The following is a 26,956-nucleotide window of genomic DNA, read 5'->3' on the forward strand; positions in this document are numbered from 1 at the left end:
GTCGCAAGCAAAGCCCCCAGACGGACTCGCTATATGAGGGCGGTCCGCCTGGGGGCTTTGTCACTCCAGAGGTGGGTCAAAATTAAACGCTGAAACGGGGTCAGTTTTAAACGCTCATTGACATCTTGTTCGCGGATGGCGCACCGTGGTCCCGCGTTATCCGCCGGTGCGCCTCCCTCGCGGTGCTGCGCCGCACCTCGGCAATGGGGAGGTCCGCCCAGTCGGGGAGGTAGCGCGAAAGCCGGTCCTCCATACTCGCAACTGTCCGTTCAGAGCAGTCCCGAACGCGCATGTCCGCGATGTATTCGTCATACAGTCGGCGCACGGTCCATCCCCCGGCGTCCGCCGCCGGGTCAGGCAGTGGGGCGTTTGGGTCGATGCCGCGCTTGATCTGTTCGATCAAGGCCCCGGCGCGCGTCCGGGCCTCGTCAAGCGTCATCTCATCGGTCGTGCCGAGGGTGTGGCGGACGGTCTTGACCAGCACCCGCCGCCCCCTCTGTCCCTGCCATAGGTCGCGCTGGACCTTGTAGGACTTGCTTCCCTTGTTGACCGCAACGAGGAGCCCAGTCACCTTCGCGTCCGGCACCACGGCGGGCTTTCCCTCGAATGCGAGGGCCTTCACCCGCGCCTCTGTCAATCTCTCCGGCATTCCATGCTCCTTCCGAACCGTGTGGTGGCCCGCCTGCGAACCGTAAGCGAACCGGGAGGGGATCCGGGCGGGAGCGGGCAGCCTAGGGGAAAGGTAGTCCCAAATGCCTGCAAACGCTACTGTTTAGGGGGATGCGGCGGGTGCACGAGGGGCTGGGCCGCCCTACTCCTAAGGGGCAGGTTATTGGTTCGAATCCAATCGGGGTCACCATTTGGAGCCAGGGTGCGGAGGTGATTCGCTTCTCCGGTGGCCAAGCGTTTTCGTCAGCGCCTGCGCTCCAGACGTCTGAACAGCAGGGACAGGCCAAAGCAGAGGATGAAGTAAAGCGCCGCTGTTGTGATCCATGCCTCAAAAATCAGGCGGGTGGAGGCGACCAGTTCCACTGTTTTATAGGTCAGATCCTGCACCGAAATCAGGGAGATGATCGAACTGTCCTTGATCAGGCTGATGAACTGGTTTGCCATTGGCGGCGTCACCTTGCGCATTGCCTGGGGCAGGACGATGTAGCGCATTTCCTGCACCGGCCCCATGCCGATGGCGCGCGCCGCCTCGCGCTGGCCGTTGGGGGTGGATTGGATACCCGCGCGCACGATTTCACTGACAAAGGCGCTTTCGAACAGGGCCAGCACGATGACGCCCGAGATCAGCGAAGGGAACCGGCGCATATCGCCAAAGAAGAATTCCCAGATGGCGGCGTTTTCGCCGCGGGCGATGCCGCGCGCCCATGCGTTCAGGTTCAGCGCGTCGATCAGTTGCTGTGACAGGAAGAAAAAGAAGATGAAGATGATGACGACAGGCGGGATATTGCGCAGCAATTCCATGTAGGTACGCGCCAGAAGCTGTACCGTCAGGTTGCGGGCACAGCGCGCAATGCCGAGTGCCACACCCAGAATCAGTGCCAGAACGCTGGCGTAGATACTGATGCGGATGGTGGTGAACAGGCCCTGAAGCAACAGGTTGGCAAACCATTCGCCCCGGTCCTCGCGCCAGCGCAGGATGTAGTCGGGGATCAGGTGCCAGCGCCATTCGTAGCTGAGCGTGCCCTCGATCGTCAGCGCCACATAGCCGATCCCCGCCGCCAGAATGGCGAGGATGGCCAGATCGGGCCAGCGTAGATTTCGCAGGATCGAGGGCACGCAAAGGGACCTTATTCAGCGACTTCGGACTGCCAGTCGTCGCCCTTGAACCAGTAGTCGTTCCGCTCTTTCAGCCAGCCGGAGGCAGTGCGGGATGCGATCCAGTTGTTGAAAAAGTTCAGCGCATCGGGATCGCCCTTGCGCAGGGCAAAGCCTTCGCCGGTGGCCAGGAACGTACGGTCAAACGGCACGTGAAGCTTGTCCGGGTAGCGCCGCGCCTCGATCGAGGGGGCGGGTTCGGCGAACATGGTGGCGTGGGCATTGCCGTTCAGAACCTCCTGTACGGCGGCGGCCTCTTCGTCGAACAGCAGCAGCTCGGCCTCGGGGAAGAGGCTGGCGATCACGGTGGCCGGGTTGGCGCCGCGGCGGGCCGAAAACGTCACGTCGGGGCTGTTGTAATCCTCAAGCGTCAGGCCCTCTGTCAGATCCTTGTTGGCAAGGATGGTCTGGCCGGAAAATGCGTAAGGATCGCTGAAATTGACGGTCAGGTTCCGCTCGGGCGTGATCGACATGCCCGAGATGATCACGTCGAAATTGCCCGACACCAGCTGCGGGATGATGCCGTCCCATGCGGTGGGGATGAATTCGACATCGACGCCCATATCTTCGGCCAGCGCGCGGCCGACATCCAGCTCGAACCCGATCAGCTCGCCGTTTTTGTCGCGCATCGACCATGGTTTGAAGACAGACAGGCCGATGCGCAGAACGCCGTCCTGCTTGATCGTTTCGATCACGGATTCCTGCGCCAGCGATTGCGTGGCCGATTGCGCGAATGCGGGCTGCGTGATGGTGCTGGTGGTCGCGGCAAAGGCGAGGCCCAGAAGCAGGGCCTTTCTACGGGTGGTCGACATGTGGGAAATCTCCTGAGATCCGTATCAGTTGGGATTGAACCGCCGCTCCAGCGCCGAGACGCCAAAGGACAGGATGAGGGTCAGTGTCAGATATACGGCCGCCACGGTAAACCAGATCTCAAAACTCATGTAAGTGTCTGAAATTATATTGCGGCCCACAGTGGTCAGCTCGGCCACCGCGATGACGCTGACGATGGCGGAGGATTTGATCAGATGCACCGCCTCTCCCGTCAGCGGTGGCAGCATGAAGCGAACCGATTGCGGGATGATGATATAGATGAACGCCTGTGCGCGGCTCATTCCGATGGCATCCGCCGCCTCCCACTGGCCCTGCGCGACCGAATTGATGCCGGCGCGGAAAATCTCCGAAATCAGCGCCGAATGGAACACGCCCAGCGTCAGGATGGCCGCGGTCCAGCGGGTCAGGCCAAAGATCGGGCCGAGGACATAATAAAACAGGTATAGCAGCACCAGCAGCGGGATATTGCGGATCAGCTCCAGATAGATCACCGACACGCCCTTGCCCACCACCAGCCCGGACATACGCAGGACCGCGATCAGCGCGCCGAGCAGCGTCGCCAGCACAAAGGCCGCCGCTGACAGCCGGATCGACGCCCACAGCCCGATCAGCAATTCGCCGGGCTGAAACCCGTCCTCGGTCAGCGTGTAGAGATATTTCGGCACCCGATACCATTGCCAGTTATATCCCATCCCCTGCGCGCCCGCATAGGACGCCCAGATGATCGCGGCCATGATCGCGAGATACAGCGCGACGGCAACCACCGGCACGTTCAGGATGCGGCGCAGATGTCTCAATTTCCCAGAATCTGATTAAGAAACAGTTTCGCGCGATCCGTTTCCGGGTTTGTAAAGAACACCTCCGGCGGGGAAATTTCGACAATGCGCCCCGCCTCCATGAACACCATGCGGTCGGCTACCTTGCGGGCAAAGCCCATCTCATGCGTGACGACCACCATGGTCATGCCGCTTTGGGCCAGATCGACCATGACATCCAGCACCTCGCCGATCATTTCGGGGTCCAGTGCCGATGTGGGTTCGTCAAACAGCATCACGCGCGGCTCCATGCACAGGGCGCGGGCGATGGCGACGCGCTGTTGCTGCCCGCCCGAAAGCTGATCGGGGCGCTTGTCTGCCTGCTCGGGGATGCGCACACGCTCCAGATATTTGCGGGCCAGCGCCTCGGCCTTTGCGCGGGGCAGGCCGCGCACGCGGCGCGGGCCGATGGTCAGGTTTTCCAGCACGCTCAGATGCGGGAACAGGTTGAACTGCTGAAACACCATGCCGACATCCTGGCGCAACTGGCGAATATGCGGCGCATCTGCCGACAGCGTTCGCCCCTCGATCATCAGTTTGCCACTGTCATGCGCCTCAAGCCCGTTAAAGCAGCGGATCAGCGTCGATTTGCCGGACCCGGACGGGCCGCACACCACCACGCGTTCGCCCTGATGGACGGTCAGGCTGACATCATCCAGCGCCTGAAAGCCATCGAAATGCTTGGAGATATGATGCGCCTCGATGACGGGCTGTTGCGTCATGGTTCGGGTGTCCCTGCCTCGGTCCGGGATAAGTAGGGCATTTCGCGCCAAGGCAACAGGCGGGGCAGAAAACTATCTGTCGCCCCGCCGAAATGCGCGCAGATCAGGCCCAGACCTTGGGCAGCACGCACAGCATTTCGTATAGCAGGTTCGCGCCGATCATCGCGGTGGCCCCTGTCGTGTCATATTGCGGCGACACCTCGACCAGATCGCTCCCGACAAGGTTCAGCCCCTTGCAGCCGCGTATGATTTCCAGCGCCTGAATGGTGGTCAGGCCGCCGATTTCCATCGTGCCGGTGCCGGGCGCGATCGACGGGTCCAGACTGTCGATGTCATAGGTCAGATAGCAGGGCGCATCGCCGATCTGCGCGCGGATCTGCTCCATCAGCGGGGTCAGGGATTTGTGCCAGCATTCCTCGGCCTGCATGACGGTAAAGCCTTGGTTGCGGCCCCAGTCGAAATCGCCGGGTTCGTATCCGGTGCCGCGCAGGCCGATCTGGAACACCTTGTCATTGATCAGCAAACCATCCTCGACCGCGCGGCGGAACGGTGTGCCATGGGCGATCTTTTCGCCGAACATCTCGTCATTGGTGTCCGAATGGGCATCGACATGGATCAGCGCAACCGGCCCGTGTTTCTTCGCAATGCTGCGCAGGACCGGATAGCTGAGCGTATGATCGCCGCCCAAGGTCAGCGGCACAACGTCATGTTTCAGGATCTCGTCATAGGCGGCGGTGATGATATCCACCGTCTTTTTCAGATCGAACGTGTTGATCGCCACATCGCCGATATCGGCCACCTGCATCTTGGCAAAAGGCCCGGCGCCGGTGGCCATGTTATAGGGCCGCATCATCGCGCTTTCGGCACGGATGGCGCGGGGGCCATGGCGCGTGCCGGTGCGGTTGGAGGTGCCGATATCCATCGGGATGCCGACGAAACAGGCATCCAGCCCTTGGGCGGTGGCCTGCTGGGGCAGGCGCATCATGGTGCCGGCACCGCCGAAGCGGGGCATATCGTTGCCGCCCAGCGGCTGATTGAACTGGTTCGCGTCGCTCATGTGTGATTCCTCTGGCCGAAAAGGGGCGTTGAAGGCACAGTTTAGGGCATCGCGCGGCAGAGATGTATATGTCGGCGGTGATTTATAGTGGCCCATTGCGATGTTTCACTGCGCTCGGCTCCGCGTTTCGCGCCTTGCAAATAGGGCAGCGCGCCCATAGGTTCCGCAAAAATCGCGGGGACGGTCCCGCCGACAACAGGAGTATCCCCATGGAAGGCGGAGCGTTCGCGCAATTCATTCCCCTCATTCTGATCTTTGCGATCATGTATTTCCTTTTGATCCGCCCCCAGCAGCGCAAGCTGAAGGCGCATCGCGCGATGGTGGAAAACCTGCGCCGGGGCGATCAGGTGATCACGCAGGGCGGCCTGATCGGCAAGGTGTCCAAGGTCAAGGATGACGACGAGATCGAGGTCGAGCTGGCCGCGAACATCAAGGTGCGCGTCGTCAAATCGACCGTGGCCCAAGTCCTGTCCAAAACCGAACCCGCGGTCGACACCCCCAAGGCCTGATTTCGGCACTCTTGCGGCCACCATAACGCCAGCACTGCATAAAAGGCGCGAACATGCTTCAGATAGATCTGTGGAAACGTATTTGTATCTGGGCTGTCGTCGCCCTTGGCGTGCTTCTGGCTGTGCCAAACGGCTTTTACGGGCGGGTCGAGGCGCATAACGACGCGCTCAAATCCGTGGAGCAGGGGGTTGATCCCTCTCAGGTTCAGGACGCGCTGGACAGCTGGCCGGACTGGATGCCCAACGGGCTGGTCAATCTGGGCCTTGATCTGCGCGGCGGCGCGCATCTGCTGGCCGAGGTCAAGGTCGAGGATGTCTACCAGTCCCGGATCGAAGGGATGTGGCCCGCCGTCCGCGATCTGCTGCGCAATGCGCGCGACGAGGTCGGCACAATCCGGCTGGAGCCGACGACAGGCCCCGAACTGGTGGTGCGGCTGAACCAGCGCCCCGAACAGGTGGCGCGCGCCGCCGAGCTGGTGCGCACGCTCGCCAGCCCGGTGGCCAGCCTGACCAGCGCCGGCGCCAGCGATATCGACGTGACAACGCGCGGCGGCAGCATCGTGGTGCGCCTGTCCGAGGCCGAGCAGCGCGCGACGGACGAACGTACCGTGCGCCAGTCGCTGGAAATCATCCGCCGCCGCATTGACGAGGTCGGCACCCGCGAGCCGACGATTCAGCGTCAGGGCAGCGACCGCATCCTGATCCAGGTCCCCGGCATCGGCAGCGCGACCGAGCTGAAGGACATCATCGGCACCACCGCCCAGCTGACATTCCAGCCCGTGGTCGGCCGCGCCTCCTCGGCGGATGAGCGGGCAGGCGCGGGCAACGAGGTGCTGCCGTCCCTGAACGAGCCGGGCGTGTTCTATGTGCTGGAGCGCGCGCCGGTCGTCACTGGCGACGAATTGGTCGATGCGCAGCCTGATTTTGACCAGAACGGCCGCCCGGCGGTGTCCTTCCGGTTCAATCCCACCGGCGCGCGCGCCTTCGGGGACTATACCGCCGCCAATATCGGCAGCCCCTTTGCCATCGTGCTGGATGACGAGGTGATCAGCGCCCCCACGATCCAAAGCCATATTCCCGGCGGATCGGGCATCATCACCGGCAATTTCAACGTCGAGGAAAGCACCAACCTGGCCGTCTTGCTGCGTGCCGGCGCGCTGCCCGCCGGTCTGGATTTTCTGGAGGAACGCACGATCGGACCGGAACTGGGGGCCGACAGCATCGAGGCCGGCAAGATCGCCAGTATCGTCGCCTTCGTGCTGGTTCTGGTCTATATGTTCGCCAGTTACGGCCTGTTCGGGCTGTTTGCCAATATCGCCCTCATCATCAACGTGGCGCTGGTGTTCGGCCTGCTCAGCCTGATTGGCGCCACGCTGACCCTGCCGGGTATTGCGGGTATCGTTCTGACCATCGGCATGGCGGTGGATGCCAACGTGCTGATTTTCGAGCGTATCCGCGAGGAAATGAAAACCGCCAAGGGCGCCGCCCGCGCCATCGAACGCGGTTATGAAAAGGCGCTAAGCGCCATTGTCGACGCCAACATCACCACGCTGATCACCGCTGTGATCCTGTTTGCCATGGGCAGCGGCCCGGTGCGCGGTTTCGCCATCACGCTGGGTCTGGGTATTCTGACCTCGGTATTCACCGCGATTTTTGTCACGCGCCTGATCACCGTTATGTGGTTCGAGCGCAAGCGCCCCAAAACCGTTCTTCAGGGGCGTTACCTGAAGTTGGTCAAGCAAGATACCAAGGTCAATTTCTTCCGCCGCTGGAAGCTGTCCATCGGGGTGTCCGCACTGCTGATCGTCGTGGCCTGCGTGTCGTTCTTTGCGCAGGGTCTGAACTTTGGCATTGATTTCAAGGGCGGCACCACCATCCGCACGCAAAGCGCGCAACCCGTCGATATCGGAGAATATCGCGGCGCGATGCAGGATCTGGGGCTGGGCGACATCAGCATCACCGAGGTGTTCGATCCCACATTTGGCCCGGACCAGAACGTGTCGATGATCCGCGTTCAGGCGCAGAACGAGGTGGAATCCGTCACGCCGGAGACCATCGCGGCGGTCGAGGCCGCGCTGAAAGTGGTCGTGCCGGATATCGAGTTCAAATCCGTCGAAAGCGTCGGGCCAAAGGTATCGGGCGAGTTGATCACGACAGCGGCCATTGCCGTCATGCTGGCGATGGGGGCGGTGCTGGTCTATATCTGGCTGCGCTTCGAGTGGCAGTTTGCCGTCGGCGCGGTCGTGGCGCTGGTGCATGATGTCATTCTGACGATAGGCGTGTTTTCCGAAGTGCAGCTGCAATTTGATCTGGCGACGATTGCCGCGCTGTTGACGATCGTCGGGTATTCGCTGAACGATACGGTGATCGTGTTTGACCGTGTTCGCGAAAACCTGCGTAAATACAAGACGATGCCGCTGGCCGACGTGTTGAACCTGTCGATCAACGAAACGCTCAGCCGGACGTTCATGACATCTTTTACCACCATGCTGGCACTGCTTGCGCTCTATTTCCTGGGCGGGGATGTGATCCGTGGGTTTGTCTTTGCCATGATGTGGGGGATTGTGGTGGGAACGTATTCGTCGATCTTTGTCGCGTCGACCTTCCTGCTGTGGCTGGGCGTCAAGCGCGATTGGAGCAAGCCGGACGGCAACGCCGGAACTCAGTTTGCGAACGTAGATGCCTGACGCGGTCCTGGCGGCGTTGGCGCTGCCGGGGGGCTGGTGGCTGGCCGCGACGCTGGCCGTGGCCGGGGTGGTGCGCGGATTTACCGGCTTTGGCTCGGCCCTGGTTTTCGTGCCGGTGGCGGGCATGTTCCTGCCGCCGGTGCATGTTATCGCAATCATCGCATTGGTCGAAATCGCCAGCATCGCCGCCCTGGTGCCGCGCGCATGGGCCCATGCCGACCGCAATCAGGTGGCCCTGCTGGTGCTGGCGGCCTTGCCGACGGTCCCTTTGGGGCTGATGGTCATGGACGCGCTGGACGCCACTGCGGTGCGCTGGATTGTTGCGATTTTTGCAGGCGGCACGCTGATCGCGCTGATGTCGGGCTGGCATTTCAACCGCCGGATCACACTGCCGCTGGTGCTGGCCATTGGCGCGGCTGCCGGGTTTCTGGGCGGCATGACCGGGCTGACCGGTCCGGTGGTGGTGCTGTTCTATCTGGCGGGCGGACGCGCGGCGCAGACGGTGCGGGCCAACACGATCCTGTTTCTGGGCGCGCTCGATCTGGTGATCGCGGCCAATCTGCTGCTGCGCGGCTTTGCCGATATTTCCATTCTATGGCTGGGCGCGATACTGGCAGTGCCCTATTTCCTGAGCATGCTTGCCGGTCAGGCATTGTTCCATCCGGCGTATGAGCGACTGTATCGCCGCGCGGCGCTGATGGTAATTGCGCTGGCAGTGGTGACGGGCCTGCCGGTCTGGTCATAACCAGCGATCAAGAGGAGAGTAGAGATGCGATTGAACGAGATGACCTTTGCCGAGGCAACCCCGATTGATGGCTATGGCCCCGGATTTTTCCGCATCGCCGGCACGCTGATCAGGGGCGCGGCGCTGGTGACGGAAACAGGCGCCAGCAGTTGGGGCGGGCTGGAGGATGCGCAGCCTTTGCTGGATCTTGTGGAGGATATCGACGTGCTGTTCATCGGCACCGGCGCCGAGGTTGCCCACATCCCCCCCGCGCTGCGCGATAGGCTGGAGGCGGCAGGTATCGGGGTTGAGACGATGAATTCGCCTGCCGCCTGCCGGACTTATAACGTTCTTTTGTCCGAGGGGCGGCGCGTTGCCGCGGCCGTTCTGCCGGTATAGGCGCGGCGCGTCTTCCCCCGTTGCGCAGATTGCGCTAAGCGTTGCGCATGTCATTATCGGCCCATAACCTGAGCGTCTCGCGCGGTGGAATTGCCGTGCTGGAGGGCTTGAATTTCACGCTCTCGCCGGGCCGTGCGCTGATCCTGCGTGGACCCAATGGCTCGGGCAAGACAACGCTGCTGCGCACCTTGGCCGGGCTTCAGCGCCCGCTGCGCGGCAGTGTCACCGCCGGCGCCGAAACGCTGGTTTATGCCGGCCATGCCGACGGCATCAAAAGCGCGCTGACCGCGCAGGAAAACCTGCGCTTTTGGTCCGATATCTTTGGCGGCGGTGATGTGGACGCGGCGATGGCCGCGTATGAGCTGGAAGGTCTGGCCGACCGTCCCGCAGGCGCGCTGTCCGCCGGGCAAAAACGCCGCCTTGGCCTTGCGCGGCTGATCGTGGCAAAGCGCCTTGTTTGGCTGCTGGACGAGCCGACAGTGTCGCTGGATACCCACGCCACCGGGCTGTTCGCTGCCGCAGTTCGCGCGCATCTGGGCGCGGGCGGGGCGGCGATCATGGCCACGCATATCGAGCTGCGGCTGGAGGAGGCGGAAACGCTGGACGTCGGCCCGTTCAAGGCGCGCGCGACCGCGCTGGACCGATTTGACGAGGCGTTCCTGTGAAGGCGATTTTGATCCGTGATCTGCGCCTTGCCATGCGGGCGGGTGGCGGCTTTGGCCTTGGGCTGGCGTTCTTTCTGATCGTCGTGGTGCTGGTGCCGTTCGCCGTCGGGCCGCGCGCCGATCTGCACAGCGTCATCGCCTCGGGCATCTTGTGGCTGGGCGCGTTGCTGGCGTGCCTTTTGTCGCTGGACCGCATTTTTGCGCTGGATCACGAGGATGGCTCGCTGGATCTGTTGGCCACGGCGCCGCTGCCGCTGGAGGCGCTGGTCAGCCTCAAGGCGCTGGCGCATTGGTTGACGACCGGCTTGCCGCTGGTTCTGGCCGCGCCATTTCTGGCGGTACTTTTGAACCTGCCAGTTGCGGGATACGCGCCGCTGCTTATCTCGCTGGCGCTGGGCACGCCGGCGCTGAGCGTGATCGGAACGTTCGGGGCCGCGCTGACCGTGGGGGTCAAGCGCGGCGGCCTGCTGATGTCCCTTCTGGTGCTGCCGCTTTATGTGCCGACCCTGATATTCGGCGCTGAGGCGGCGCGGCGCGGCGCCGAGGGGCTGGAATATGCGCCGCCGCTGGCCATGCTGGCGGGGATCACCTGCGGCACTATCGCGCTCTTGCCCTTCGCTTCGGCTGCGGTAGTAAGGGTAAACCTGCGGTAAACACTGTTTTAAAGGACGATCATGGCCTCGCTTTGGGAATACGCCAATCCGCGCAAATTCATCGCAACGTCCGACCGGGTTCTGCCATGGGTCGGTACAATGGCGGTGTTTTGCCTTGTGGTCGGCCTTGTCTGGGGGTTCTTCTTCACGCCCGAGGATTACCGCCAGGGCGCCAGCGTCAAGATCATCTATCTGCATGTCCCGGCGGCCCTGATGGCAATCAACGCGTGGCTGATGATGCTGGTCGCGTCGCTGGTCTGGATCGTGCGGCGCCATCATGTCAGCGCGCTGGCGGCGCGCGCGGCTGCGCCGGTAGGGGCGGTAATGACGATCATCGCACTGGCGACCGGTGCGCTGTGGGGCCAGCCGATATGGGGAACGTGGTGGGTCTGGGATCCGCGCCTGACGTCATTTTTGATCCTGCTGCTGTTCTATCTGGGCTATATCGCCCTGTGGGCGGCGATAGAAAACGATGACACCGCCGCGGATCTGACATCTGTTTTGTGCCTTGTCGGGTCGGTATTCGCGCTGCTCAGCCGGTATGCGGTGCTGTTCTGGAACCAGGGCCTGCATCAGGGCGCGTCGCTCAGCCTTGATAAAAAGGAGAACGTCGACAACGTTTTCTACCTGCCGCTATTGGTGTGCATTGCGGGGTTCGTCTTGCTGTTCGTCGCCCTGGTCCTGCTGCGCACGCAGACGGAAATCCGGGCGCGGCGGATGCGGGCGCTGCTGGCGCGTGAAAGGATGGGATGATGCCTGAACTTGGTAAATATGCTGTTGCGGTGCTGTCTTCCTATGGGATTTCGGTGGCGCTGCTGACGGTGCTGTGCGCCCTCAGCGTGATGCGCGCGCGCCGGATGCGGCGCGATCTGGCGCAGATCGAGGGACGGGTGCGGCGCAATGGCTAAGATTTCCCCTTTCATGATCGCGCCGCCGGTGCTGTTCGCCTGTCTGGCGGGCCTTTTCTACATTGGCATGCAGCGGGGCGATCCCAACTCCCTGCCTTCGGTGTTCATAGGCCAGCCCGCGCCGCCGGTCCCGGAAAAGCCGCTTCCGGGGCGCGCGTTGTTGCGCGATGCCGATCTGCGAACGGGTGAGGTCACCATCGTCAACTTCTGGGCCAGCTGGTGCCCGCCTTGCCGGGCGGAGCATCCGACGCTGGAGGTAATGAATGCAGCGGGGCTTCGCGTGGCCGGTGTCAACTTCAAGGATGATGCCACACAGGCGGACACCTATCTGAAAAACGAGGGCGATCCGTTCTTTGCGCTGGCGTTTGACCCAAAGGGCGCGACGGCGATTGATTGGGGCGTCACTGCGCCGCCGGAAACATTCATCGTTGATGGCGACGGCACCGTGCTGTTCCGCTTTGCCGGGCCGCTGGTGGGCAGCGATTACGAGCAGCGCTTCCGCCCCGAACTGGACAAGGCGCTGGGCCGCTAAGCCCAGAACGAAAAACGCCCGCTGGCCATCAGGCCGCGGGCGTTTTCAGTTTATCAGATCAGCCGGTTACACGGCTTTGGCCAGATCGCGCAGAACATAGTTCAGCACGCCGCCATTCTGGACATATTCAATCTCGATCGCGGTATCGATCCGGCACTTGAGCGTGATTTCCTTGGTCGTGCCATCCTCCATCGTGATCGTGCAGGGCACTTCGGCTTGCGGCGTGATTTGCCCCAGCCCTTTGATCGTCACGCTTTCCTTGCCGGTCAGGCCCAGCGATTTGCGCGTGTCGCCGCCCGTGAATTCGAACGGCACAACGCCCATCCCGACCAGGTTCGAGCGGTGGATACGCTCAAAATCCTCGGCAATGACGGCCCGAACGCCCAAGAGGGCCGTGCCCTTGGCCGCCCAGTCGCGCGAGGATCCCGCGCCGTACTGTTCTCCGGCAAAGATGACCAGCGGCGTGTCGTTCTCCTTGTGCGCCATCGCGGCGTCAAAGATCGACATCTGTTCGCCATCCGGCCCAAGGGTATAGCCGCCCTCGACATCATCCAGCATCTCGTTGCGGATGCGGATATTGGCGAAGGTGCCGCGCATCATCACCTCGTGGTTGCCGCGCCGCGATCCGTAGGAGTTGAATTCGCGAACCGGCACCTGACGCTCGCGCAGATATTGTCCGGCAGGCGTGCTTTCCTTGAAGCTGCCGGCCGGGCTGATGTGGTCTGTCGTCACCATATCGCCGAGCAGGGCCAGAATGCGCGCGCTTTCGATATCCTCGATCTTGCCCGGATCCTTGGACATATTCTGGAAATAGGGCGGATTCTGCACATAAGTCGATTCCGGTGGCCAGTCGTATGTCTCACCCTCGGATGTCTCAACCGCCTGCCACTTGTCATCGCCTTTGAAGACATCGGCATATTTCGACTGGAACGCTTCGCGCGTGACGGTCTGTTCAACCAGTTCATTGATCTCGGTGCTGGTGGGCCAGATATCCTTGAGATAGACGTCATTGCCATCCTGATCCTGACCCAAGGGCGAGGTCGCGATGTCAATATTCATGTCGCCAATCAGAGAGTACGCGACAACCAGCGGCGGGCTGGCCAGGTAGTTCGCCCTTACATCGGGGCTGATGCGGCCCTCAAAGTTACGGTTGCCGGACAAAACGGAAACCCCGATCAGATCGAAATCGTTGATCGCCTTCGAAATCTCAGGCTCAAGCGGACCGGAGTTGCCGATGCATGTGGTGCATCCATATCCGACAAGGTTGAAGCCGATCGCATCCAGATCTTCTTGCAGGCCCGCGGCTTCCAGATATTCGCTGACCACCTGGCTGCCGGGGGCAAGGCTGGTTTTGACCCACGGCTTGCGGTTCAGACCCAGCGCGCGCGCCTTGCGTGCAACCAGCCCCGCACCGATCATGACATAGGGGTTCGACGTATTGGTGCAGGACGTGATCGACGCGATGACGATGCTGCCGTCATGCAGCTGGTAGGCATCATCACCGTTCACGCTTGCCACAACGCCGCGGCGGTGGTGGCCTGCATCACCGGGAATATCGCGGGGCGCGGTCGGGCCACCCTCGCTTTCCCAGCGTTCCTTGTGCTTTTCGGGGGCTTTTTCGCCCTCGCGCTGGCCTTTGATATATTCGCGGAACGTCGTCGCCGCCGCGTCCAGTGCAACGTAATCCTGCGGCCGCTTGGGACCGGAGATGGCCGACACGATCTGCGCCATGTCCAGATGCAGGGTGTCGGTATAAATCGGTGCATAGCTGTCGTCGCGCCACAGACCGTTTTCCTTGGCATATGCCTCGACCAGTGCAACGCGGTCCTTGTCGCGGCCGGTGTTGGTCAGATAGCGCAGCGTCTCATTGTCAATCGGGAAGAAGCCGCAGGTTGCACCATATTCGGGCGCCATGTTCGCGATCGTCGCGCGGTCTGCGAGAGGCAGAGAATCCAGCCCGCTGCCGTAAAACTCAACAAACTTGCCGACAACGCCGCGCTCGCGCAGCATCTGGACGACCTTCAGCACCAGATCGGTGCCGGTGGTGCCTTCGGTCATCTGGCCGGTCAGCTCGAACCCGACAACTTCGGGGATCAGCATCGAAATCGGCTGGCCAAGCATGGCGGCCTCGGCCTCGATCCCGCCAACACCCCAGCCCAGAACGGCAACGCCGTTGACCATGGTGGTGTGGCTGTCGGTGCCGACCAGGGTATCGGGATACGCGACCTCTTCACCGTTCTGGTCGGTGTCTGTCCACACCGTCTGAGACAGGTATTCAAGGTTTACCTGATGGCAAATCCCCGTTCCGGGGGGCACAACGCGGAAGTTGTTGAACGCGCCCTGACCCCATTTGAGGAACTGATACCGCTCCATGTTCCGCTCGTATTCGCGGTCCACGTTCATCTGGAAGGCGCGCGGATTGCCGAATTCGTCGATCATGACCGAATGGTCGATAACCAGATCGACCGGGTTCAGCGGGTTGATCTGCTGCGCCTTGCCGCCGAGCGCGATGATCCCGTCCCGCATCGCGGCAAGGTCGACAACCGCCGGAACGCCGGTGAAATCCTGCATCAGCACGCGGGCCGGGCGATAGGCGATCTCGCGCGGGTTTTTCCCGCCATCCTTGGCCCATTTGGAAAATGCCTTGATGTCGTCCTGAGTGACGGTATTGCCATCCTCGAACCGCAGCATGTTTTCCAGCACGACCCGGAGCGCGGCAGGCAAGCGGCTGAAATCGCCCAGTCCGGCCTCCTCCGCTGCTTTGATCGAGTAATAGGCAACCGACTGGTTACCTGATTTCAGGGTCTTGCGCGTCTTGGCGGAGTCATGTCCCACATTGATCGGCATCTGGCTGTCCTTTCGGGTCACTGGCGTTATGCAAGGGTGCAGTTACGATATCATGAACAAACGTCATAGTTGGGCTATTCGTTGCAATCGGAGTGTCCGGTGCAATGCCTGAAACCTTGACCGCAGGCATTTCCGTAGCTGTTTGCTTGCTTTTGCCGCATTTCCCTGCGGCTATCAAGGGCCGAGGGCTGATTTGTATACTATCGCACACCGAAATGGCAGCGGGCGGTAACGAAAGCGCTGACAAAACCTTGATTGGTGTTTCAGCCAGCACCTGCCTAACGTCCGGCCGTAATCAACGGGGGCGGCATGGATTCAATACGCGCAATTTTGGTGGCGGTATGCGCGGCTGTCTTACCGTCGCTGGCAGTGGCAGAGAGTCCCGTGAAACCGCCTGTATTGGTCGAGCTGTTCACGTCGCAAGGATGCTCGTCCTGTCCCCCGGCGGACCTTTTCATGCACGAACTGGCAGCGCGCGACGACGTGATCGCGTTGGCGTTTCATGTGGATTACTGGGATTACCTTTTCGACGATGTTTTCGGCAAGCCTGCGCATACGGAGCGCCAATATGGCTATGCGAATACTGGCGGGCGCAGAATGGTCTACACCCCCCAGATGATCATAAACGGGCGCGATGAAATCGTCGGAAACCGGCCCGAGGACGTGAAACAGCTTATCACGCGCAGCCTTTCAGCGCCGCAAACGGTGTCATTGGCCGCAGAGCGGAGCGGCGGTGATATCGTCATAAACGCGCAGGCGCTGACCGGCGCCACGCGGTCATTGCTTGTTCAGGTGGTTCGCTTCATACCGCGCCAAACCGTTGCCATAAACGGTGGTGAGAATTCGGGCCACGAGTTCACTTACGCAAATATCGTGACAGACATTCAGGAAATAGGACGCTGGCAAACGGGCAGTCCATTGTCGCTGCGCGTCGCAACACAGGGCAGCGCGCCCATGGTCGTCATTCTTCAGCGTCCGGGTTTCGGCCCTGTGGAGGCAGCGGCGCTGGTGCACTGACGGGATGCTTTACGGCGGTCCATCGGGCTGCGCGGTAAGTCGGGCCGCGCCCAGATCGGCCATGTCGCCTGTGCCATCTTTCCAACGCCTATGAATCCAAAACCATTGGTCCATATGCTTGCGCACCTGCACCTCCAGACGGGCATTGAATTCGCGCGTCATTTCCACCGGATCGCCGGGCGGAATCGGGGCCTCGACATGAATGTCGAAATCCAGACCGTTGTCGCGCCGGATGCCCCAGACAGGAACAAGTGGCGCATCGAATTTCAAGGCCAGCTCGGCGGTGACCAAAGACGTCAGCGCAGGTTCACCAAAAAACTCGAGCGGCACGCCCCCATGTGCATTCAGATCGTTCAGGATCGCCAGGACGCCGCCGCTTCGCAGGTGTTTTGTCATCTGGATCATGCCGCGCCGACCCTGTTCAAACATCGGCTGGCTCAGCGCGCCCATGGCGTCTGTGTAATGCACGTTGAAATAACGGTTTTTCATCGGGCGATAGAAGACACCCATTTCAAAACCCTGCTCGACCATGGCGACGCGCGCGGCGTTGAAACTGCCCAGGTGACCGGTCACGAAAATAACCGGCCGCCCCTCTGCGCGCGCCTTTTCAATGACGGGCAGGCCCGGACCGCTGACAGGGGAATGTCGCGCGCGGGCTGAAAATTCAGTGGCCGAATACATCTCCATCAGGTTGCGCCCGGCATTGTCAGGCACAGCGCGCGACAGGCGGCGCACCTCGGAGGCGGGCAGATCGGGCATGACAAAGGCCAGATTCTCGCGCACACGCCGGGTGTATCCCGCAAGCGGCGCGACAATGCGTGCGGTCATCCATCCAAGCGCCGGTATCCGCCAGCGGTAGGGCATGAGGCCTGCCAGCCCGATCAATCCGCGCAGCAGTAAGTTAACGACGAATTCGCCAAATCGCGTGATGACAGGATCATTTTCGTTTTTCATGGATGTCCCCGCCGGTTTGCCATCGTCCCGCTGACATAAAGCGCGCGTGCCATGATCACAAGCGTGCGGGGCCGTGTCGCGGTCAGCACAGTGGGGACGGCCGACCCTAGCTGTCTCCTTCGTCATCGTCATCACCGGGCTCGACGAGGGTGATTTCCCCGGCGGCGGCCAGACGCCGGATAGCGTTGACAACTTGTGTCATCGCTTCCTCTCCGTCGTTGGTTTTGATGCGGCCCATGTCCCCCATTTCCTCGCGCAGGGCTTCGCCCATTCGGCGAGACAAATTTTCCAGAATGAACTCGGCTACTGTCGCCAGATCGCCAGCAGATGCAGCGGCAAGTGCGGTGACAAGGGTTGCATTGTCCACGTCGCGCGTGACCTTGGGGATGTCCATCGGGTTTACCCGTGCCGGGATGTTGACGAAGGTAAAGATTGCGCGCCGCACCTGGGTGGCAAATTCCTGATCTTCGGCATCAAGGCCGGTCAGAACGTCATCGCGCAGGGCCGATGGGGTGGAATTCAGGATGGCACCGATTCTGTTTGCGGGGCCGTCGGTAAACGCGGCTTCGGGCTTGTCGTGCAGTTGCGCCGCCAAGGACAGGCCGATCCGGTCCACGGCGCCGGGCGTCACGGCATTTGTTTGCGATACGGCAAATGTCACGCGGCGCGCCTTTTCGCCCGGCAGGCGGCTGAGCAATTCAGCGGCGCGCGGCACGTCCAGTTTGGACAGCATGACAGCCGCAACCTCGGTGCTTTCGGCCAGAATGATGGGCACCAGATCATCGAGGTCCGCGGCGCGGACCTGTTCCCACGGGTCACCAAACTGGCGCACGCCGGCCTCCTTGCGCAGCCGCGTTGCGGTCTGCGGGCTGATCCGCCCATCCAATGCGGTCAGCGCGCCGGCCATGCCATGCGGAAAGGTCAGGCCCATCCCCTCAAGCTCGGCGGCAAATTCGGTGACGACAGATATCAGCGTTGAGCGGTCCACATAACGCATTGAGCCCATCTGCGTGGTCAATGTGCCTTGAAGTGCATCCGGCAGATCCGAAATCGGAACCTCCGCGCCTTCGTTTATCAAAAAGCGCACGATAATCGCGGCCTTTTGCCGACGGTTCAAACGCGCGGCGGTGGTGGCGGGTTGCTCCGGCGGGGCAATCCGCGCAAGTGGTGTGGGCGTGTTCATTGCGTCCCTCATTCAGGGTTTTGCCCACCTTAGGCCCCGAAGAGTGAATAAATGTCTAAAGTGTTGCAGTTTCGTTCTGTAAATTAGCCCGCCACGATACGTGGCGGGCTGCAGGCAATTTCGTTCCGGACACGCGGTATCACTGATCCCCGAAAACGCGGGCAAAGATCGTATCGACGTGTTTGGTGTGATAGCCCAGATCGAATTTGTCTTCGATCTCTTCGGCTGTCAGCGCTTTCAGGACGTCGGCATCTGCCAGAAGCTCGGTCTTGAAATCCTTGCCTTCTTCCCAGACCTTCATGGCATTGCGCTGAACCAGTTTATAGGAATCCTCGCGGCTGACGCCGGCCTGCGTCAGGGCCAGAAGAACCCGCTGCGACATGACCAGACCACGAAATTTATTCATGTTGGCCAGCATGTTGTCGGGATAAATCACCAGCTTGTCCACCAGCCCTGTCAGGCGCGCCAGCGCGAAATCCAGCGTGATGGTGGTGTCGGGGCCAATGTTGCGCTCGACCGAGGAGTGCGAGATGTCGCGCTCGTGCCACAGCGCCACATTCTCCATGGCAGGGACGACGGACATGCGCACCAGGCGCGCAAGACCGGTCAGGTTTTCCGACAGCACCGGGTTGCGTTTATGCGGCATTGCGGACGATCCCTTTTGCCCGGCGCTGAAAAACTCCTCGGCCTCCAGAACCTCGGTGCGCTGCATGTGCCGGATCTCGATCGAGATGTTCTCGATGCTGCTGGCGACAACGCCCAGCGCGGCAAAGAATGCGGCGTGGCGGTCACGCGGAATCACTTGCGTGCTGATCGGCTCAGGCTCCAGGCCCATCTGTTTACAGACGTGTTCCTCGACCGCCGGGTCGATATTGGCGAACGTGCCGACCGCGCCGGAGATGGCGCCGGTGGCGATCTCGTAGCGGGCCTTTTCCAGCCGGTTCAGGTTGCGGTCCATTTCGGCGTAGAAACGCGCGAAGGTCAGGCCCATTGTGGTGGGCTCGGCGTGGATGCCGTGGCTGCGGCCGATGCGGATCGTATCCTTATGCTCGAACGCGCGGCGTTTGAGGGCGGCCAGCAGCGCCTTCATGTCGTCGATCAGGATGTCGCTGGCGCGCACCAGCTGCACGTTGAAACAGGTGTCCAAAACGTCCGAGGATGTCATGCCCTGATGCACGAAACGCGCGGCGTCGCTGCCGACATGCTCGGCCAGATGGGTGAGAAAGGCGATGACGTCGTGTTTTGTCACGGCCTCGATTTCGTCGATGCGTGCGATGTCGAATTCCACGTCCTTGGCCTTCCAGACAGCCTCGGCATTCTCGCGCGGGATCACGCCCAGATCGGCCATGGCATCGCAGGCGTGCGCCTCGATCTCGTACCAGATGCGGAATTTGGTTTGGGGCGACCAGATGGCGACCATTTCGGGGCGGGAATAACGGGGAATCATGTGCAGAGCCTCTGGTTTGCGTCGGTTGCGCGGGGTTTATCCCGCGCTGCGCCCGATGCCAAGGCAGGCGGGTCTAACCTGCCTTGGTGATAATGTGCGATGTCGCCTCCATCGTGCGGTGGACCGGGCAGCGATCGGCGATTTCCAGCAGGCGCGCGCGCTGTTCGTCGGTCAGGTTACCCTCCAGATAGACGACGCGCGTGAACTGGTCGATTTTCGCCGGACCGGCGGTGCCGGCGTCCTGCGCGTGAACCTTGTCGTGGCAGACATCGACGCGCACATGGTCCAGCGGCCATTCCTTGCGCCGCGCATACATGCGGATCGTCATCGACGTGCAGGCGCCAAGGCCGGCGGCCAGGAACCCGTAGGGCGACATGCCGCGATCCGTGCCGCCATAGGCCAGCGGCTCGTCCGCGACTGCGTGGTGGCGCGGGCCGGAATTGATGTCCTGCAAGAAGCCTTCCGGGTCCGCCTCGGTCACGCGCACGACGCCCTCGGGCGCGCCGGGGGGCGGCGCAGGGGCGCGCAGGTCCAGATAGCGGGCCGCCCATGCGGCGATGACTTCGGCAACGTATTCGGCATCCTCAAAGCGGGTGATCAGGTGATCGGCATCGCACAGGGTGACAAAGCTCTTGGGGTGTTTCGCGGCGCTGAAAATGGCGCCGGCATTGTCGATACCCACAACCTCGTCCCGCGGTGCGTGCATGACCAGAAGCGCGCGTTTGAGCTTTGCGATTTCGGGCGCCAGCGCCTCGGCGCTGACATCCTCGACAAAGGCGCGGCCGATGCGCACGGGGCGGCCGCCCAGATTGACCTCGGCGGCGCCCTTGCGGGCGATTTCGTCCAGCGCGCCTGCAAAGTTATGCGTGACATGGCCCGGATCGAACGGCGCGCCGATGGTGACGACCGCGCGCACCGACGCCAGCCGCCGCGCCACGCGCAACGCCGCCGCACCGCCAAGCGAGTGGCCGATCAGCAGGGCAGGGGCCATATCGCGCGCCTCCAGCGCCTTGGCCGCCAGCTCCAGATCCTCGACATTGCTGGTAAACGTGGTGTTCTCGAACTCGCCCTCTGAATGGCCCAGCCCGGTGAAATCAAAGCGCAAGACGGCGATGCCCGCCCCCGCCAGCCGCGCCGCGATGCGGCGGGCGGCGTGGATATCCTTGGAACAGGTGAAACAATGCGCAAAAAGGGCGGTGGCCAGATGCGGCCCTTCGGGCAGGTCCAGCCGCGCAGCCAGCTCGGCGCCGCCGTGTCCGGTGAATGTCAGGCGTTCGGTAGGCATGGGGGCGCTCCTTTTGGCTCACACCCCTTTAGATACGCGATATCGGGTGCCGGATGCACCCCCTGCAACGCGTTCGTTACGTCAAGCCGCGCCTGTGAAAAGAGCGGGCGCTGTGGCCCGCTCCTTCCGATTTTGCAAAGCCGCGCAAATCAGCAGCTGTAATACATCTGAAATTCGACCGGATGCGGTGTCTGGTCGTATTTCAGCGCCTCGGCCATTTTCAGCGCGATATACCCCTCGATCTGGCTTTTGGTGAATACATCGCCGGCCAGCAGATAGTCGTGATCGGCCTGCAACGCCTCCATCGCCTCGCGCAGACTGCCGCAGACCGTGGGGATGCCCTTCAGCTCTTCGGCGGGCAGATCGTAAAGGTTCTTGTCCATCGCCTCGCCCGGATCGATCTTGTTCTTGATCCCGTCCAGACCGGCCATCAACAGCGCGGAGAAGCACAGGTATGGGTTAGCCGCCGGATCGGGAAAGCGTGCCTCCACCCGCTTTGCCTTGGGCGATTCGGTCCATGGAATACGCACGCAGCCCGAGCGGTTGCGCGCCGAATAGGCCAGCAGAACGGGCGCCTCGAACCCCGGAACCAGCCGCTTGTAGCTGTTGGTCGTGGGGTTGGTGAAACCGTTCAGTGACTTGGCGTGTTTCAGGATGCCACCGATGAACCACAGCGCCTCCTGGCTGAGATCGGCGTATTTATCGCCTGCGAACAGCGGCTTGCCGTCCTTCCAGATCGACATGTTGACATGCATCCCGCTGCCGTTGTCGCCATAGATCGGCTTGGGCATGAAGGTGGCCGATTTGCCGTAAGCCTGCGCGACGTTATGGATGACGTATTTATGCTTCATCATCTCATCGGCCTGCTTGGTCAACGTACCAAAGACCAGGCCCAGCTCGTGCTGGCACGAGCCGACCTCGTGGTGATGCTTGTCTACCTTCATGCCGAGACGCTTCATCGTCGACAGCATTTCGCTGCGGATGTCATGCGCGTCATCTGTGGGATTGACCGGAAAATAGCCACCCTTCAGGCCGGGACGGTGGCCCATATTGCCCATCTCGTAAACGGTGTCGGAATTCCACGACCCGTCCTGCGCGTCGACCTCGTAGGACACCTTGTTGATGGTGTTGGAGAATCGCACATCGTCGAACAGGAAAAACTCGGCCTCCGGCCCCATGAAGGCCGTGTCGCCAATGCCAGAGGATTTCAGATAGGCCTCGGCCTTTTCGGCGGTGCCGCGCGGGTCGCGGTCGTAGGGCTCGCCCGTGTCCGGCTCCACCACGCTGCAATGCACGCAGATCGTCTTTTCGGCATAGAACGGGTCGATATAGGCGGTATCGGTGTCCATCATCAGCTTCATGTCCGACGCTTCGATCGACTTCCAGCCGGCGATGGAGGAGCCGTCGAACATGAAGCCCTCTTCGATGAAATCCTCATCCACCAGATCGACGGCGATGGTCACGTGCTGCAAGGTGCCGCGCGGATCGGTAAAGCGGATGTCGACATATTCGACGCCCTCTTCCTTGATGGTATTCAGCAGGTCTGCTGCGCTCATGGTCTGAATTTCCCTTGAATAAGTGTCTGTTACAGCGCGTCCGAGCCGGATTCGCCGGTGCGGATGCGGATGGCCTGTTCGACCGGGCTGACGAAGATCTTGCCATCGCCGATCTTGTCGGTTTTGGCGGCGTCAATGATCGCCTCGATGGCGCCGTCGACCTGATCGTCGTCCAGCACCACCTCGATTTTCACCTTGGGCAGGAAATCGACGACGTATTCCGCGCCGCGATACAGCTCGGTATGGCCTTTTTGACGGCCGAAACCCTTGACCTCGATAACGCTCAGGCCCTGAATGCCGGCGTCCTGAAGGGCCTCTTTCACTTCGTCCAGCTTGAACGGTTTGATGATCGCTTCGATTTTCTTCACAATCGGGGCTCCTTGGGTTGCCTGATCTGGTGGCATTGCAACCATGAATTCCTGCGCAGCTCAATCTGGCAGGGCGCAAAGCCGCTGTTTGCGGTCAACTTAACGCATGGCTGCCTAAAAATTAAGCAGCGCGCCCAAAAACGAGGCAGTTTGATATGTGCAGTCGTGACGCCGTGCCCGGCGTGGTATCCCTCTGGCAGTGAAAATACCCTGACGGAGCCGCATATGTCCGAAGCGCCAGTTCAAATTTCAATGACGCCAGAGCGTATTGCCGCGCTGCGCAAATCCGGCGAAGCCCATAAATACGATCACGGCCATCTGTTGATGCTCTCAGGTGGGGCGGGACAAACGGGCGCGGCGCGGCTGGCCGCGCGGGGCGCGCTGCGTATCGGGGCGGGGCTGGTGACGCTGGGCGTGCCGCCCTCTGCGCAGATGGAGGTGGCGACGCATATCACTGCGCTGATGCAGGTCCGGGTTGCCGATTCGGCTGGCCTGGAGGCGGTTTTGCGCGACGGGCGCATCAATGCGCTTGGGCTTGGGCCGGGTATGGGCGTCGACAGGGCCGCGGCGCTGATGCCCGCTGCGCTGGGGGGCGGCGCGGTGCAGGCGCGACCCACCGTTCTGGACGCGGATGCGCTGACGGCACTCAGTGGCGACGCGGCGCTGTTCAAGCTGCTGCACCCGGCCTGCATACTCACCCCGCATGCCGGCGAATTCGCCCGGCTGTTTCCGGATCTGGCACAGCGGGGGCCGCAATCGGAACGTCAAAGCGATGTCGATATGGTCCGCGCAGCGGCGGCGCGGGTCGGTTGCACGGTCGTGCTCAAAGGCCCGAACACGGTGATTGCCGGACCGGACGGCGCCAGCGCAATCCATTCGGCGCAGGACAATCCGGCGCCGTGGCTGGCCACCGCCGGGACCGGGGATGTTTTGGCGGGGTTCATAGCAGGGCTGATGGCGCGGGGCCTTGCCCCGATGGATGCTGCGCAGTCTGCGGTCTGGCTTCACGCAGCCTGCGCGCGGCTGGTTGGGCCCGGCCTGATTGCCGAAGACCTGCCAGAAACGCTGCCGGCGGTGCTGGCCGAATTGGGTGTCTAACACTGACTATAGTCATTTTATACGTTAGTTATCCCGCCCAGGCGCGGCATGGTGCCTGCTGAGCCCTGCGCAAGGCGGCATCATCCGCGCGGGTAGGCTGCGCGCGCCAGCAGATGCTGATCCTCGGGAGGCAAAACATCACGGGATTCGGTTACTGTCCTCAATATTTCCGGTCTGACGCTTTGGGATGCTCATTTTACCTCTCGCATCGGCAGGTTTGCTACGGTAGGAGAGGCTGCGCCGCAGGTTTCAAGAGCCGCGCGGCGCTGTGCGGGTGTGGCGGAACTGGTAGACGCACCAGATTTAGGTTCTGGCGCCGCAAGGCGTGGGGGTTCAAGTCCCTCCACCCGCACCAACCCCCAATTCAGTGAATACGCTGCGGCGCGATTGCGCCGTTCCCTCTGTTTTGGCTGCCGCCCCTGACTGGAGGGCGCATGGGGTCCTTGACCGGACGCGCACCGCTTGCCGCCTGTGGTTTGCGGCCTTGCGATGGTGCGCTGGCCGCGCGCCGCAGGATCAAGGCCAGCCGGTCAAAGCTGTCCTGCGCCGTGCCAGCCTCGCTTTCCGCCATAAATCGGTCCAGCTCGGGCCAGATACGGATGGCCTGATCCAGCTGCGGATCGCTGCCTTGGGCGTAAAGGCCGGCACGTATCATCGTTTCGGACCGGTCATAGGCCCCAAGCAGCGCGCGCGCCTGACCAAGCAGATCGTTTTCCGAATCGGTGGCTGCCCGTGGCAGGCTGCGTGATACGGATCGCAGCAGATTGATCGCCGGATATCGGCCCCGTTCGGCAATCTCGCGATCCATGACGACGTGCCCGTCCAACACGCCGCGCAGAATATCTGCGACGGGTTCGTCCATGTCCGATCCGGCCACCAGCACACTGAAAATCCCGGTGATATTGCCCTGATCTGTGCCGCCCGGCCCGGCCCGTTCGCATAGCGACATGATCATATGCGACGTTGATGCTGGAAAACCCCGCAAGCTGGGCATTTCGCCGGCGGCTGTCGCCACCTCGCGATGGGCCTCGGCAAAGCGGGTGATCGAATCGGCCAGCAGCAGCACCTCAAGGCCCTGATCGCGGAAATGTTCTGCGACGGCCATCGCTGTCCAGGCGCAGCGGCGACGCACCAGCGGCGACTGGTCCGATGTGGCAGCGACGATGATTGATCGCGCCATCCCTTCGGGACCCAGAACATTTTCGGCAAAATCGCGCAATTCGCGCCCGCGTTCGCCGATCATCGCAAACACGACCACGTCGGCCTGCACGTTGCGCGCAAGGCTGGCCAGAAGGCTGGATTTCCCGACACCTGACCCCGCAAAAAGGCCGATACGCTGGCCGCGTACAATGGGCAAAAATGTGTTGAAAACCGCGCTTCCCGTTTCCAGACGCGCGCCCAGCATGTTGCGCTGGGCAGGGGGCGGTGGATCGGCCCGCAGCGCCCGTGGATGCGCCCCGCGCATGATGGGGCGGCCATCCATCGCCTTGCCGTAAGGGTCGATGATGCGGCCAATCCAGCCGTTTGACGGCGCAATCGTTGCCGCATCGTGCAGCGATACCCGGTCGCCCAGCGCCACACCGGTTGGCGCGCCGTCGGGCAGCATGACGATATGCTGCGGCGCCAGACCCAAAACCTCACCCGATAGTTCAGACCCGTCGCGGCGCCTGATGCACAGCCGGTCGCCCAGCCGCGCCGCGCCAGACAGACCTGTGATTTCCAATGTCGCGCCGGTGACGGCGCTGACCCTGCCGATTGCATGAACAGCATGCAGTCCGGCGATCTCTGCGCCCAGGCATTCCAGATCATTTGTGGCCATTCGACCCTCCAAAAATATTCGCTGAAACAATTTCTAAAGGAATCACGGTTAATCCTTGGTTGAGGACGACCTAGCGAGACAAAATTTATGTTTGAGAAACTTCAAATTTTCCAAATGGCGCACGCAATGGGCCAGCATGCCGGCGCGCGGCAATCGGTGCTGGCGCGCAACATGGCGAATGCCGACACCCCCGGTTATCAGGCGCGCGATATCGCGCCCTTTGCGCAAACCTATCAAAACGGCGGCGGTTTTGCCCCGCGCGCAACGCGGCCGGGCCATATGGGCGAACGTGCGGGCGGCTATGTAGTGGAGGTGCGCGACGCCGCAGACAGCGAGACGGACCCGAACGGCAACTCTGTCTCGCTGGAGCAGGAAATGCTCAAGGCCGTCGATGTCAAACGGCAGCATGACCGCTCGCTGGCGATCTACAAATCGGCCCTCACCGTTCTGCGCAGCGCAACAGGCCGCCGTTAAAGGAGACGATCCATGAGCGATTTTTCCGATTCTCTATCCCTGTCGTCCTCCGGGCTGAAGGTGCAGGCCGCCCGCCTGCGCCACGTGTCCGAAAATATCGCCAACAGCGATACGCCCGGATACCGCCGCAAAACCGTGGCGTTTGAAACGGTCATGGGCGGCACGACGCCGGGCGCGGTCAAGGCGGGGCGCGTACATCTGGACCAGACCGAGCTGGAGCAGATCCACGACCCGTCCCATCCGATGGCGGATGAAAGCGGCAATTACGCCGGCTCGAACGTTCAGCTGGTCATCGAAATGGCGGACGCCCGCGAGGCGCAGCGCAGCTACGAAGCCAACCTGAAGATGTTCGATCAGGCGCGGCAGATGTCGTCAAGCCTGATGGATCTTCTGCGCCGGTAATCAAACGTACCCAGAAACCTGAACTTCAATAGAAAAGGATTTCCAGAATGGAAGATTGAGCAACCCGAGGTCTGGAAATTCTGCTGAGAGGGGGTCATGCATCCTGGCATTCCCACTTGATGTAGGCCTTCGTTTCGGAGGCCCATTTTTCGTCGATCTCGACCAGCACGGCGCTGACGA

Annotated in this window: 27 protein-coding genes and 1 tRNA gene; 14 read left to right on the top strand and 14 right to left on the bottom strand. The window is 61.9% G+C overall.

Annotation, left to right across the window (positions count from 1 at the left end):
• Positions 1–106: 106 nt before the first annotated feature.
• The 6 genes from DQ230_RS15160 to speB form a co-directional block, all read right to left on the bottom strand.
• A complete protein-coding gene (locus DQ230_RS15160) occupies positions 107–649 on the bottom strand; it encodes an Arm DNA-binding domain-containing protein (protein WP_113913445.1) in 543 nt (180 codons plus the stop codon).
• Positions 650–912: 263 nt separating this feature from the next.
• Positions 913–1,785 carry an amino acid ABC transporter permease gene (locus DQ230_RS15165; RefSeq protein WP_113913446.1) on the bottom strand — a complete coding sequence of 291 codons (873 nt, stop codon included), beginning with the start codon at positions 1,783–1,785 and terminating at the stop codon, positions 913–915.
• 11 nt (positions 1,786–1,796) lie between these two features.
• Positions 1,797–2,636 (bottom strand): transporter substrate-binding domain-containing protein, encoded by an 840-nt coding sequence (locus DQ230_RS15170; RefSeq protein ID WP_113913447.1) that lies wholly within the window; start codon positions 2,634–2,636, stop codon positions 1,797–1,799.
• Positions 2,637–2,660: 24 nt separating this feature from the next.
• Positions 2,661–3,452: an amino acid ABC transporter permease gene (locus tag DQ230_RS15175; RefSeq protein WP_238987558.1), complete on the bottom strand. Its 792-nt coding sequence runs from the start codon at positions 3,450–3,452 to the stop codon at positions 2,661–2,663.
• Positions 3,449–4,192: an amino acid ABC transporter ATP-binding protein gene (locus DQ230_RS15180; RefSeq protein WP_113913448.1), complete on the bottom strand. Its 744-nt coding sequence runs from the start codon at positions 4,190–4,192 to the stop codon at positions 3,449–3,451. The genes DQ230_RS15175 and DQ230_RS15180 overlap by 4 nt, the downstream gene beginning before the upstream one ends.
• A 103-nt stretch (positions 4,193–4,295) precedes the next feature.
• Complete coding sequence (gene speB / locus DQ230_RS15185; RefSeq protein WP_113913449.1) at positions 4,296–5,249, bottom strand: agmatinase; 954 nt, start codon at positions 5,247–5,249, stop codon at positions 4,296–4,298.
• Between the two features lie 209 nt (positions 5,250–5,458).
• Between speB and yajC the strand changes: the two genes are divergently transcribed.
• Genes yajC through DQ230_RS15230 form a run of 9 tightly spaced genes read left to right on the top strand, consistent with a single transcriptional unit; the run spans position 5,459 to position 12,326 of the window.
• The gene (gene yajC / locus DQ230_RS15190) at positions 5,459–5,758 is read left to right on the top strand and encodes a preprotein translocase subunit YajC (RefSeq protein WP_113913450.1); all 300 of its coding nucleotides are present in this window, start codon (positions 5,459–5,461) and stop codon (positions 5,756–5,758) included.
• Between the two features lie 53 nt (positions 5,759–5,811).
• Positions 5,812–8,445, top strand: a complete 2,634-nt coding sequence (gene secD / locus DQ230_RS15195; protein WP_113913451.1) for a protein translocase subunit SecD — start codon at positions 5,812–5,814, stop codon at positions 8,443–8,445.
• On the top strand, positions 8,438–9,190 hold the full coding sequence (locus DQ230_RS15200; RefSeq protein ID WP_113913452.1) for a sulfite exporter TauE/SafE family protein: 753 nt from the start codon (positions 8,438–8,440) through the stop codon (positions 9,188–9,190). Before secD ends, DQ230_RS15200 begins: the two co-directional genes overlap by 8 nt.
• Positions 9,191–9,214: 24 nt before the next feature.
• Positions 9,215–9,568: an Mth938-like domain-containing protein gene (locus DQ230_RS15205; RefSeq protein ID WP_113913453.1), complete on the top strand. Its 354-nt coding sequence runs from the start codon at positions 9,215–9,217 to the stop codon at positions 9,566–9,568.
• Positions 9,569–9,615: 47 nt separating this feature from the next.
• Complete coding sequence (ccmA, locus tag DQ230_RS15210) at positions 9,616–10,233, top strand: heme ABC exporter ATP-binding protein CcmA (RefSeq protein ID WP_113913454.1); 618 nt, start codon at positions 9,616–9,618, stop codon at positions 10,231–10,233.
• Positions 10,230–10,886: a heme exporter protein CcmB gene (gene ccmB, locus DQ230_RS15215; RefSeq protein ID WP_113913455.1), complete on the top strand. Its 657-nt coding sequence runs from the start codon at positions 10,230–10,232 to the stop codon at positions 10,884–10,886. Before ccmA ends, ccmB begins: the two co-directional genes overlap by 4 nt.
• Positions 10,887–10,907: 21 nt before the next feature.
• Positions 10,908–11,639, top strand: a complete 732-nt coding sequence (locus DQ230_RS15220) for a heme ABC transporter permease (protein WP_113913456.1) — start codon at positions 10,908–10,910, stop codon at positions 11,637–11,639.
• On the top strand, positions 11,639–11,794 hold the full coding sequence (gene ccmD, locus DQ230_RS15225) for a heme exporter protein CcmD (RefSeq protein WP_113913457.1): 156 nt from the start codon (positions 11,639–11,641) through the stop codon (positions 11,792–11,794). The genes DQ230_RS15220 and ccmD overlap by 1 nt, the downstream gene beginning before the upstream one ends.
• The gene (locus DQ230_RS15230) at positions 11,787–12,326 is read left to right on the top strand and encodes a DsbE family thiol:disulfide interchange protein (RefSeq protein WP_113913458.1); all 540 of its coding nucleotides are present in this window, start codon (positions 11,787–11,789) and stop codon (positions 12,324–12,326) included. The genes ccmD and DQ230_RS15230 overlap by 8 nt, the downstream gene beginning before the upstream one ends.
• 66 nt (positions 12,327–12,392) lie before the next feature.
• Here DQ230_RS15230 and acnA read toward each other — a convergent pair whose 3' ends face one another.
• The gene (acnA, locus tag DQ230_RS15235) at positions 12,393–15,173 is read right to left on the bottom strand and encodes an aconitate hydratase AcnA (RefSeq protein ID WP_113913459.1); all 2,781 of its coding nucleotides are present in this window, start codon (positions 15,171–15,173) and stop codon (positions 12,393–12,395) included.
• A gap of 384 nt (positions 15,174–15,557) precedes the next feature.
• On the opposite strand from acnA, the gene DQ230_RS15240 reads away from it, so the two are divergent.
• Complete coding sequence (locus tag DQ230_RS15240) at positions 15,558–16,190, top strand: DUF1223 domain-containing protein (protein WP_275263551.1); 633 nt, start codon at positions 15,558–15,560, stop codon at positions 16,188–16,190.
• 9 nt (positions 16,191–16,199) lie between these two features.
• On the opposite strand, the gene DQ230_RS15245 is transcribed toward DQ230_RS15240, so the two are convergent.
• From DQ230_RS15245 to DQ230_RS15270, 6 genes are all read right to left on the bottom strand, one after another.
• Complete coding sequence (locus DQ230_RS15245) at positions 16,200–17,144, bottom strand: lysophospholipid acyltransferase family protein (RefSeq protein ID WP_113913461.1); 945 nt, start codon at positions 17,142–17,144, stop codon at positions 16,200–16,202.
• A 106-nt stretch (positions 17,145–17,250) separates the two neighbouring features.
• A complete protein-coding gene (locus DQ230_RS15250) occupies positions 17,251–18,327 on the bottom strand; it encodes a flagellar motor switch protein FliG (protein ID WP_113913462.1) in 1,077 nt (358 codons plus the stop codon).
• Positions 18,328–18,466: 139 nt separating this feature from the next.
• On the bottom strand, positions 18,467–19,774 hold the full coding sequence (gene purB, locus DQ230_RS15255) for an adenylosuccinate lyase (protein ID WP_113913463.1): 1,308 nt from the start codon (positions 19,772–19,774) through the stop codon (positions 18,467–18,469).
• 73 nt (positions 19,775–19,847) lie between these two features.
• Entirely contained in the window at positions 19,848–21,059 is a 1,212-nt protein-coding gene (locus DQ230_RS15260) for a bifunctional alpha/beta hydrolase/OsmC family protein (RefSeq protein WP_113913464.1), read from the bottom strand.
• A 149-nt stretch (positions 21,060–21,208) separates the two neighbouring features.
• Positions 21,209–22,615 (bottom strand): type I glutamate--ammonia ligase, encoded by a 1,407-nt coding sequence (gene glnA, locus DQ230_RS15265; RefSeq protein ID WP_113913465.1) that lies wholly within the window; start codon positions 22,613–22,615, stop codon positions 21,209–21,211.
• A gap of 29 nt (positions 22,616–22,644) precedes the next feature.
• Complete coding sequence (locus DQ230_RS15270; protein WP_108692430.1) at positions 22,645–22,983, bottom strand: P-II family nitrogen regulator; 339 nt, start codon at positions 22,981–22,983, stop codon at positions 22,645–22,647.
• Between the two features lie 225 nt (positions 22,984–23,208).
• Between DQ230_RS15270 and DQ230_RS15275 the strand changes: the two genes are divergently transcribed.
• Both DQ230_RS15275 and DQ230_RS15280 read left to right on the top strand, forming a co-directional pair.
• Positions 23,209–24,081: an NAD(P)H-hydrate dehydratase gene (locus DQ230_RS15275; RefSeq protein ID WP_113913466.1), complete on the top strand. Its 873-nt coding sequence runs from the start codon at positions 23,209–23,211 to the stop codon at positions 24,079–24,081.
• Positions 24,082–24,351: 270 nt separating this feature from the next.
• Positions 24,352–24,436: transfer RNA gene (locus DQ230_RS15280), tRNA-Leu, on the top strand.
• Between the two features lie 9 nt (positions 24,437–24,445).
• Here DQ230_RS15280 and DQ230_RS15285 read toward each other — a convergent pair.
• A complete protein-coding gene (locus DQ230_RS15285) occupies positions 24,446–25,900 on the bottom strand; it encodes a FliI/YscN family ATPase (protein ID WP_113913467.1) in 1,455 nt (484 codons plus the stop codon).
• Between the two features lie 126 nt (positions 25,901–26,026).
• Here DQ230_RS15285 and DQ230_RS15290 point away from each other — a divergent pair, with 126 nt between their 5' ends.
• Positions 26,027–26,374, top strand: a complete 348-nt coding sequence (locus DQ230_RS15290) for a FlgB family protein (protein ID WP_338050524.1) — start codon at positions 26,027–26,029, stop codon at positions 26,372–26,374.
• A 12-nt stretch (positions 26,375–26,386) separates the two neighbouring features.
• The gene (gene flgC, locus DQ230_RS15295; protein WP_113913469.1) at positions 26,387–26,776 is read left to right on the top strand and encodes a flagellar basal body rod protein FlgC; all 390 of its coding nucleotides are present in this window, start codon (positions 26,387–26,389) and stop codon (positions 26,774–26,776) included.
• Positions 26,777–26,956: the final 180 nt, after the last annotated feature.

This window comes from Roseovarius dicentrarchi (assembly GCF_003316635.1).
Classification (GTDB): domain Bacteria; phylum Pseudomonadota; class Alphaproteobacteria; order Rhodobacterales; family Rhodobacteraceae; genus Roseovarius; species Roseovarius dicentrarchi.

Excerpts from the sequence above, each read along its gene's own strand:
- flgC (WP_113913469.1), top strand. The coding sequence starts at position 26,387 with ATGAGCGATTTTTCCGATTCTCTATCCCTGTCGTCCTCCGGGCTGAAG.
- DQ230_RS15160 (WP_113913445.1), bottom strand. The coding sequence starts at position 649 with ATGCCGGAGAGATTGACAGAGGCGCGGGTGAAGGCCCTCGCATTCGAG.
- glnA (WP_113913465.1), bottom strand. The coding sequence starts at position 22,615 with ATGAGCGCAGCAGACCTGCTGAATACCATCAAGGAAGAGGGCGTCGAA.
- DQ230_RS15290 (WP_338050524.1), top strand. The coding sequence starts at position 26,027 with ATGGGCCAGCATGCCGGCGCGCGGCAATCGGTGCTGGCGCGCAACATG.
- DQ230_RS15250 (WP_113913462.1), bottom strand. The coding sequence starts at position 18,327 with ATGAACACGCCCACACCACTTGCGCGGATTGCCCCGCCGGAGCAACCC.
- yajC (WP_113913450.1), top strand. The coding sequence starts at position 5,459 with ATGGAAGGCGGAGCGTTCGCGCAATTCATTCCCCTCATTCTGATCTTT.
- speB (WP_113913449.1), bottom strand. The coding sequence starts at position 5,249 with ATGAGCGACGCGAACCAGTTCAATCAGCCGCTGGGCGGCAACGATATG.
- DQ230_RS15170 (WP_113913447.1), bottom strand. The coding sequence starts at position 2,636 with ATGTCGACCACCCGTAGAAAGGCCCTGCTTCTGGGCCTCGCCTTTGCC.
- purB (WP_113913463.1), bottom strand. The coding sequence starts at position 19,774 with ATGATTCCCCGTTATTCCCGCCCCGAAATGGTCGCCATCTGGTCGCCC.
- DQ230_RS15180 (WP_113913448.1), bottom strand. The coding sequence starts at position 4,192 with ATGACGCAACAGCCCGTCATCGAGGCGCATCATATCTCCAAGCATTTC.
- acnA (WP_113913459.1), bottom strand. The coding sequence starts at position 15,173 with ATGCCGATCAATGTGGGACATGACTCCGCCAAGACGCGCAAGACCCTG.
- DQ230_RS15285 (WP_113913467.1), bottom strand. The coding sequence starts at position 25,900 with ATGGCCACAAATGATCTGGAATGCCTGGGCGCAGAGATCGCCGGACTG.
- DQ230_RS15220 (WP_113913456.1), top strand. The coding sequence starts at position 10,908 with ATGGCCTCGCTTTGGGAATACGCCAATCCGCGCAAATTCATCGCAACG.
- DQ230_RS15205 (WP_113913453.1), top strand. The coding sequence starts at position 9,215 with ATGCGATTGAACGAGATGACCTTTGCCGAGGCAACCCCGATTGATGGC.
- secD (WP_113913451.1), top strand. The coding sequence starts at position 5,812 with ATGCTTCAGATAGATCTGTGGAAACGTATTTGTATCTGGGCTGTCGTC.
- ccmD (WP_113913457.1), top strand. The coding sequence starts at position 11,639 with ATGCCTGAACTTGGTAAATATGCTGTTGCGGTGCTGTCTTCCTATGGG.
- DQ230_RS15275 (WP_113913466.1), top strand. The coding sequence starts at position 23,209 with ATGTCCGAAGCGCCAGTTCAAATTTCAATGACGCCAGAGCGTATTGCC.
- DQ230_RS15245 (WP_113913461.1), bottom strand. The coding sequence starts at position 17,144 with ATGAAAAACGAAAATGATCCTGTCATCACGCGATTTGGCGAATTCGTC.
- ccmA (WP_113913454.1), top strand. The coding sequence starts at position 9,616 with ATGTCATTATCGGCCCATAACCTGAGCGTCTCGCGCGGTGGAATTGCC.
- DQ230_RS15260 (WP_113913464.1), bottom strand. The coding sequence starts at position 21,059 with ATGCCTACCGAACGCCTGACATTCACCGGACACGGCGGCGCCGAGCTG.
- DQ230_RS15200 (WP_113913452.1), top strand. The coding sequence starts at position 8,438 with ATGCCTGACGCGGTCCTGGCGGCGTTGGCGCTGCCGGGGGGCTGGTGG.
- DQ230_RS15230 (WP_113913458.1), top strand. The coding sequence starts at position 11,787 with ATGGCTAAGATTTCCCCTTTCATGATCGCGCCGCCGGTGCTGTTCGCC.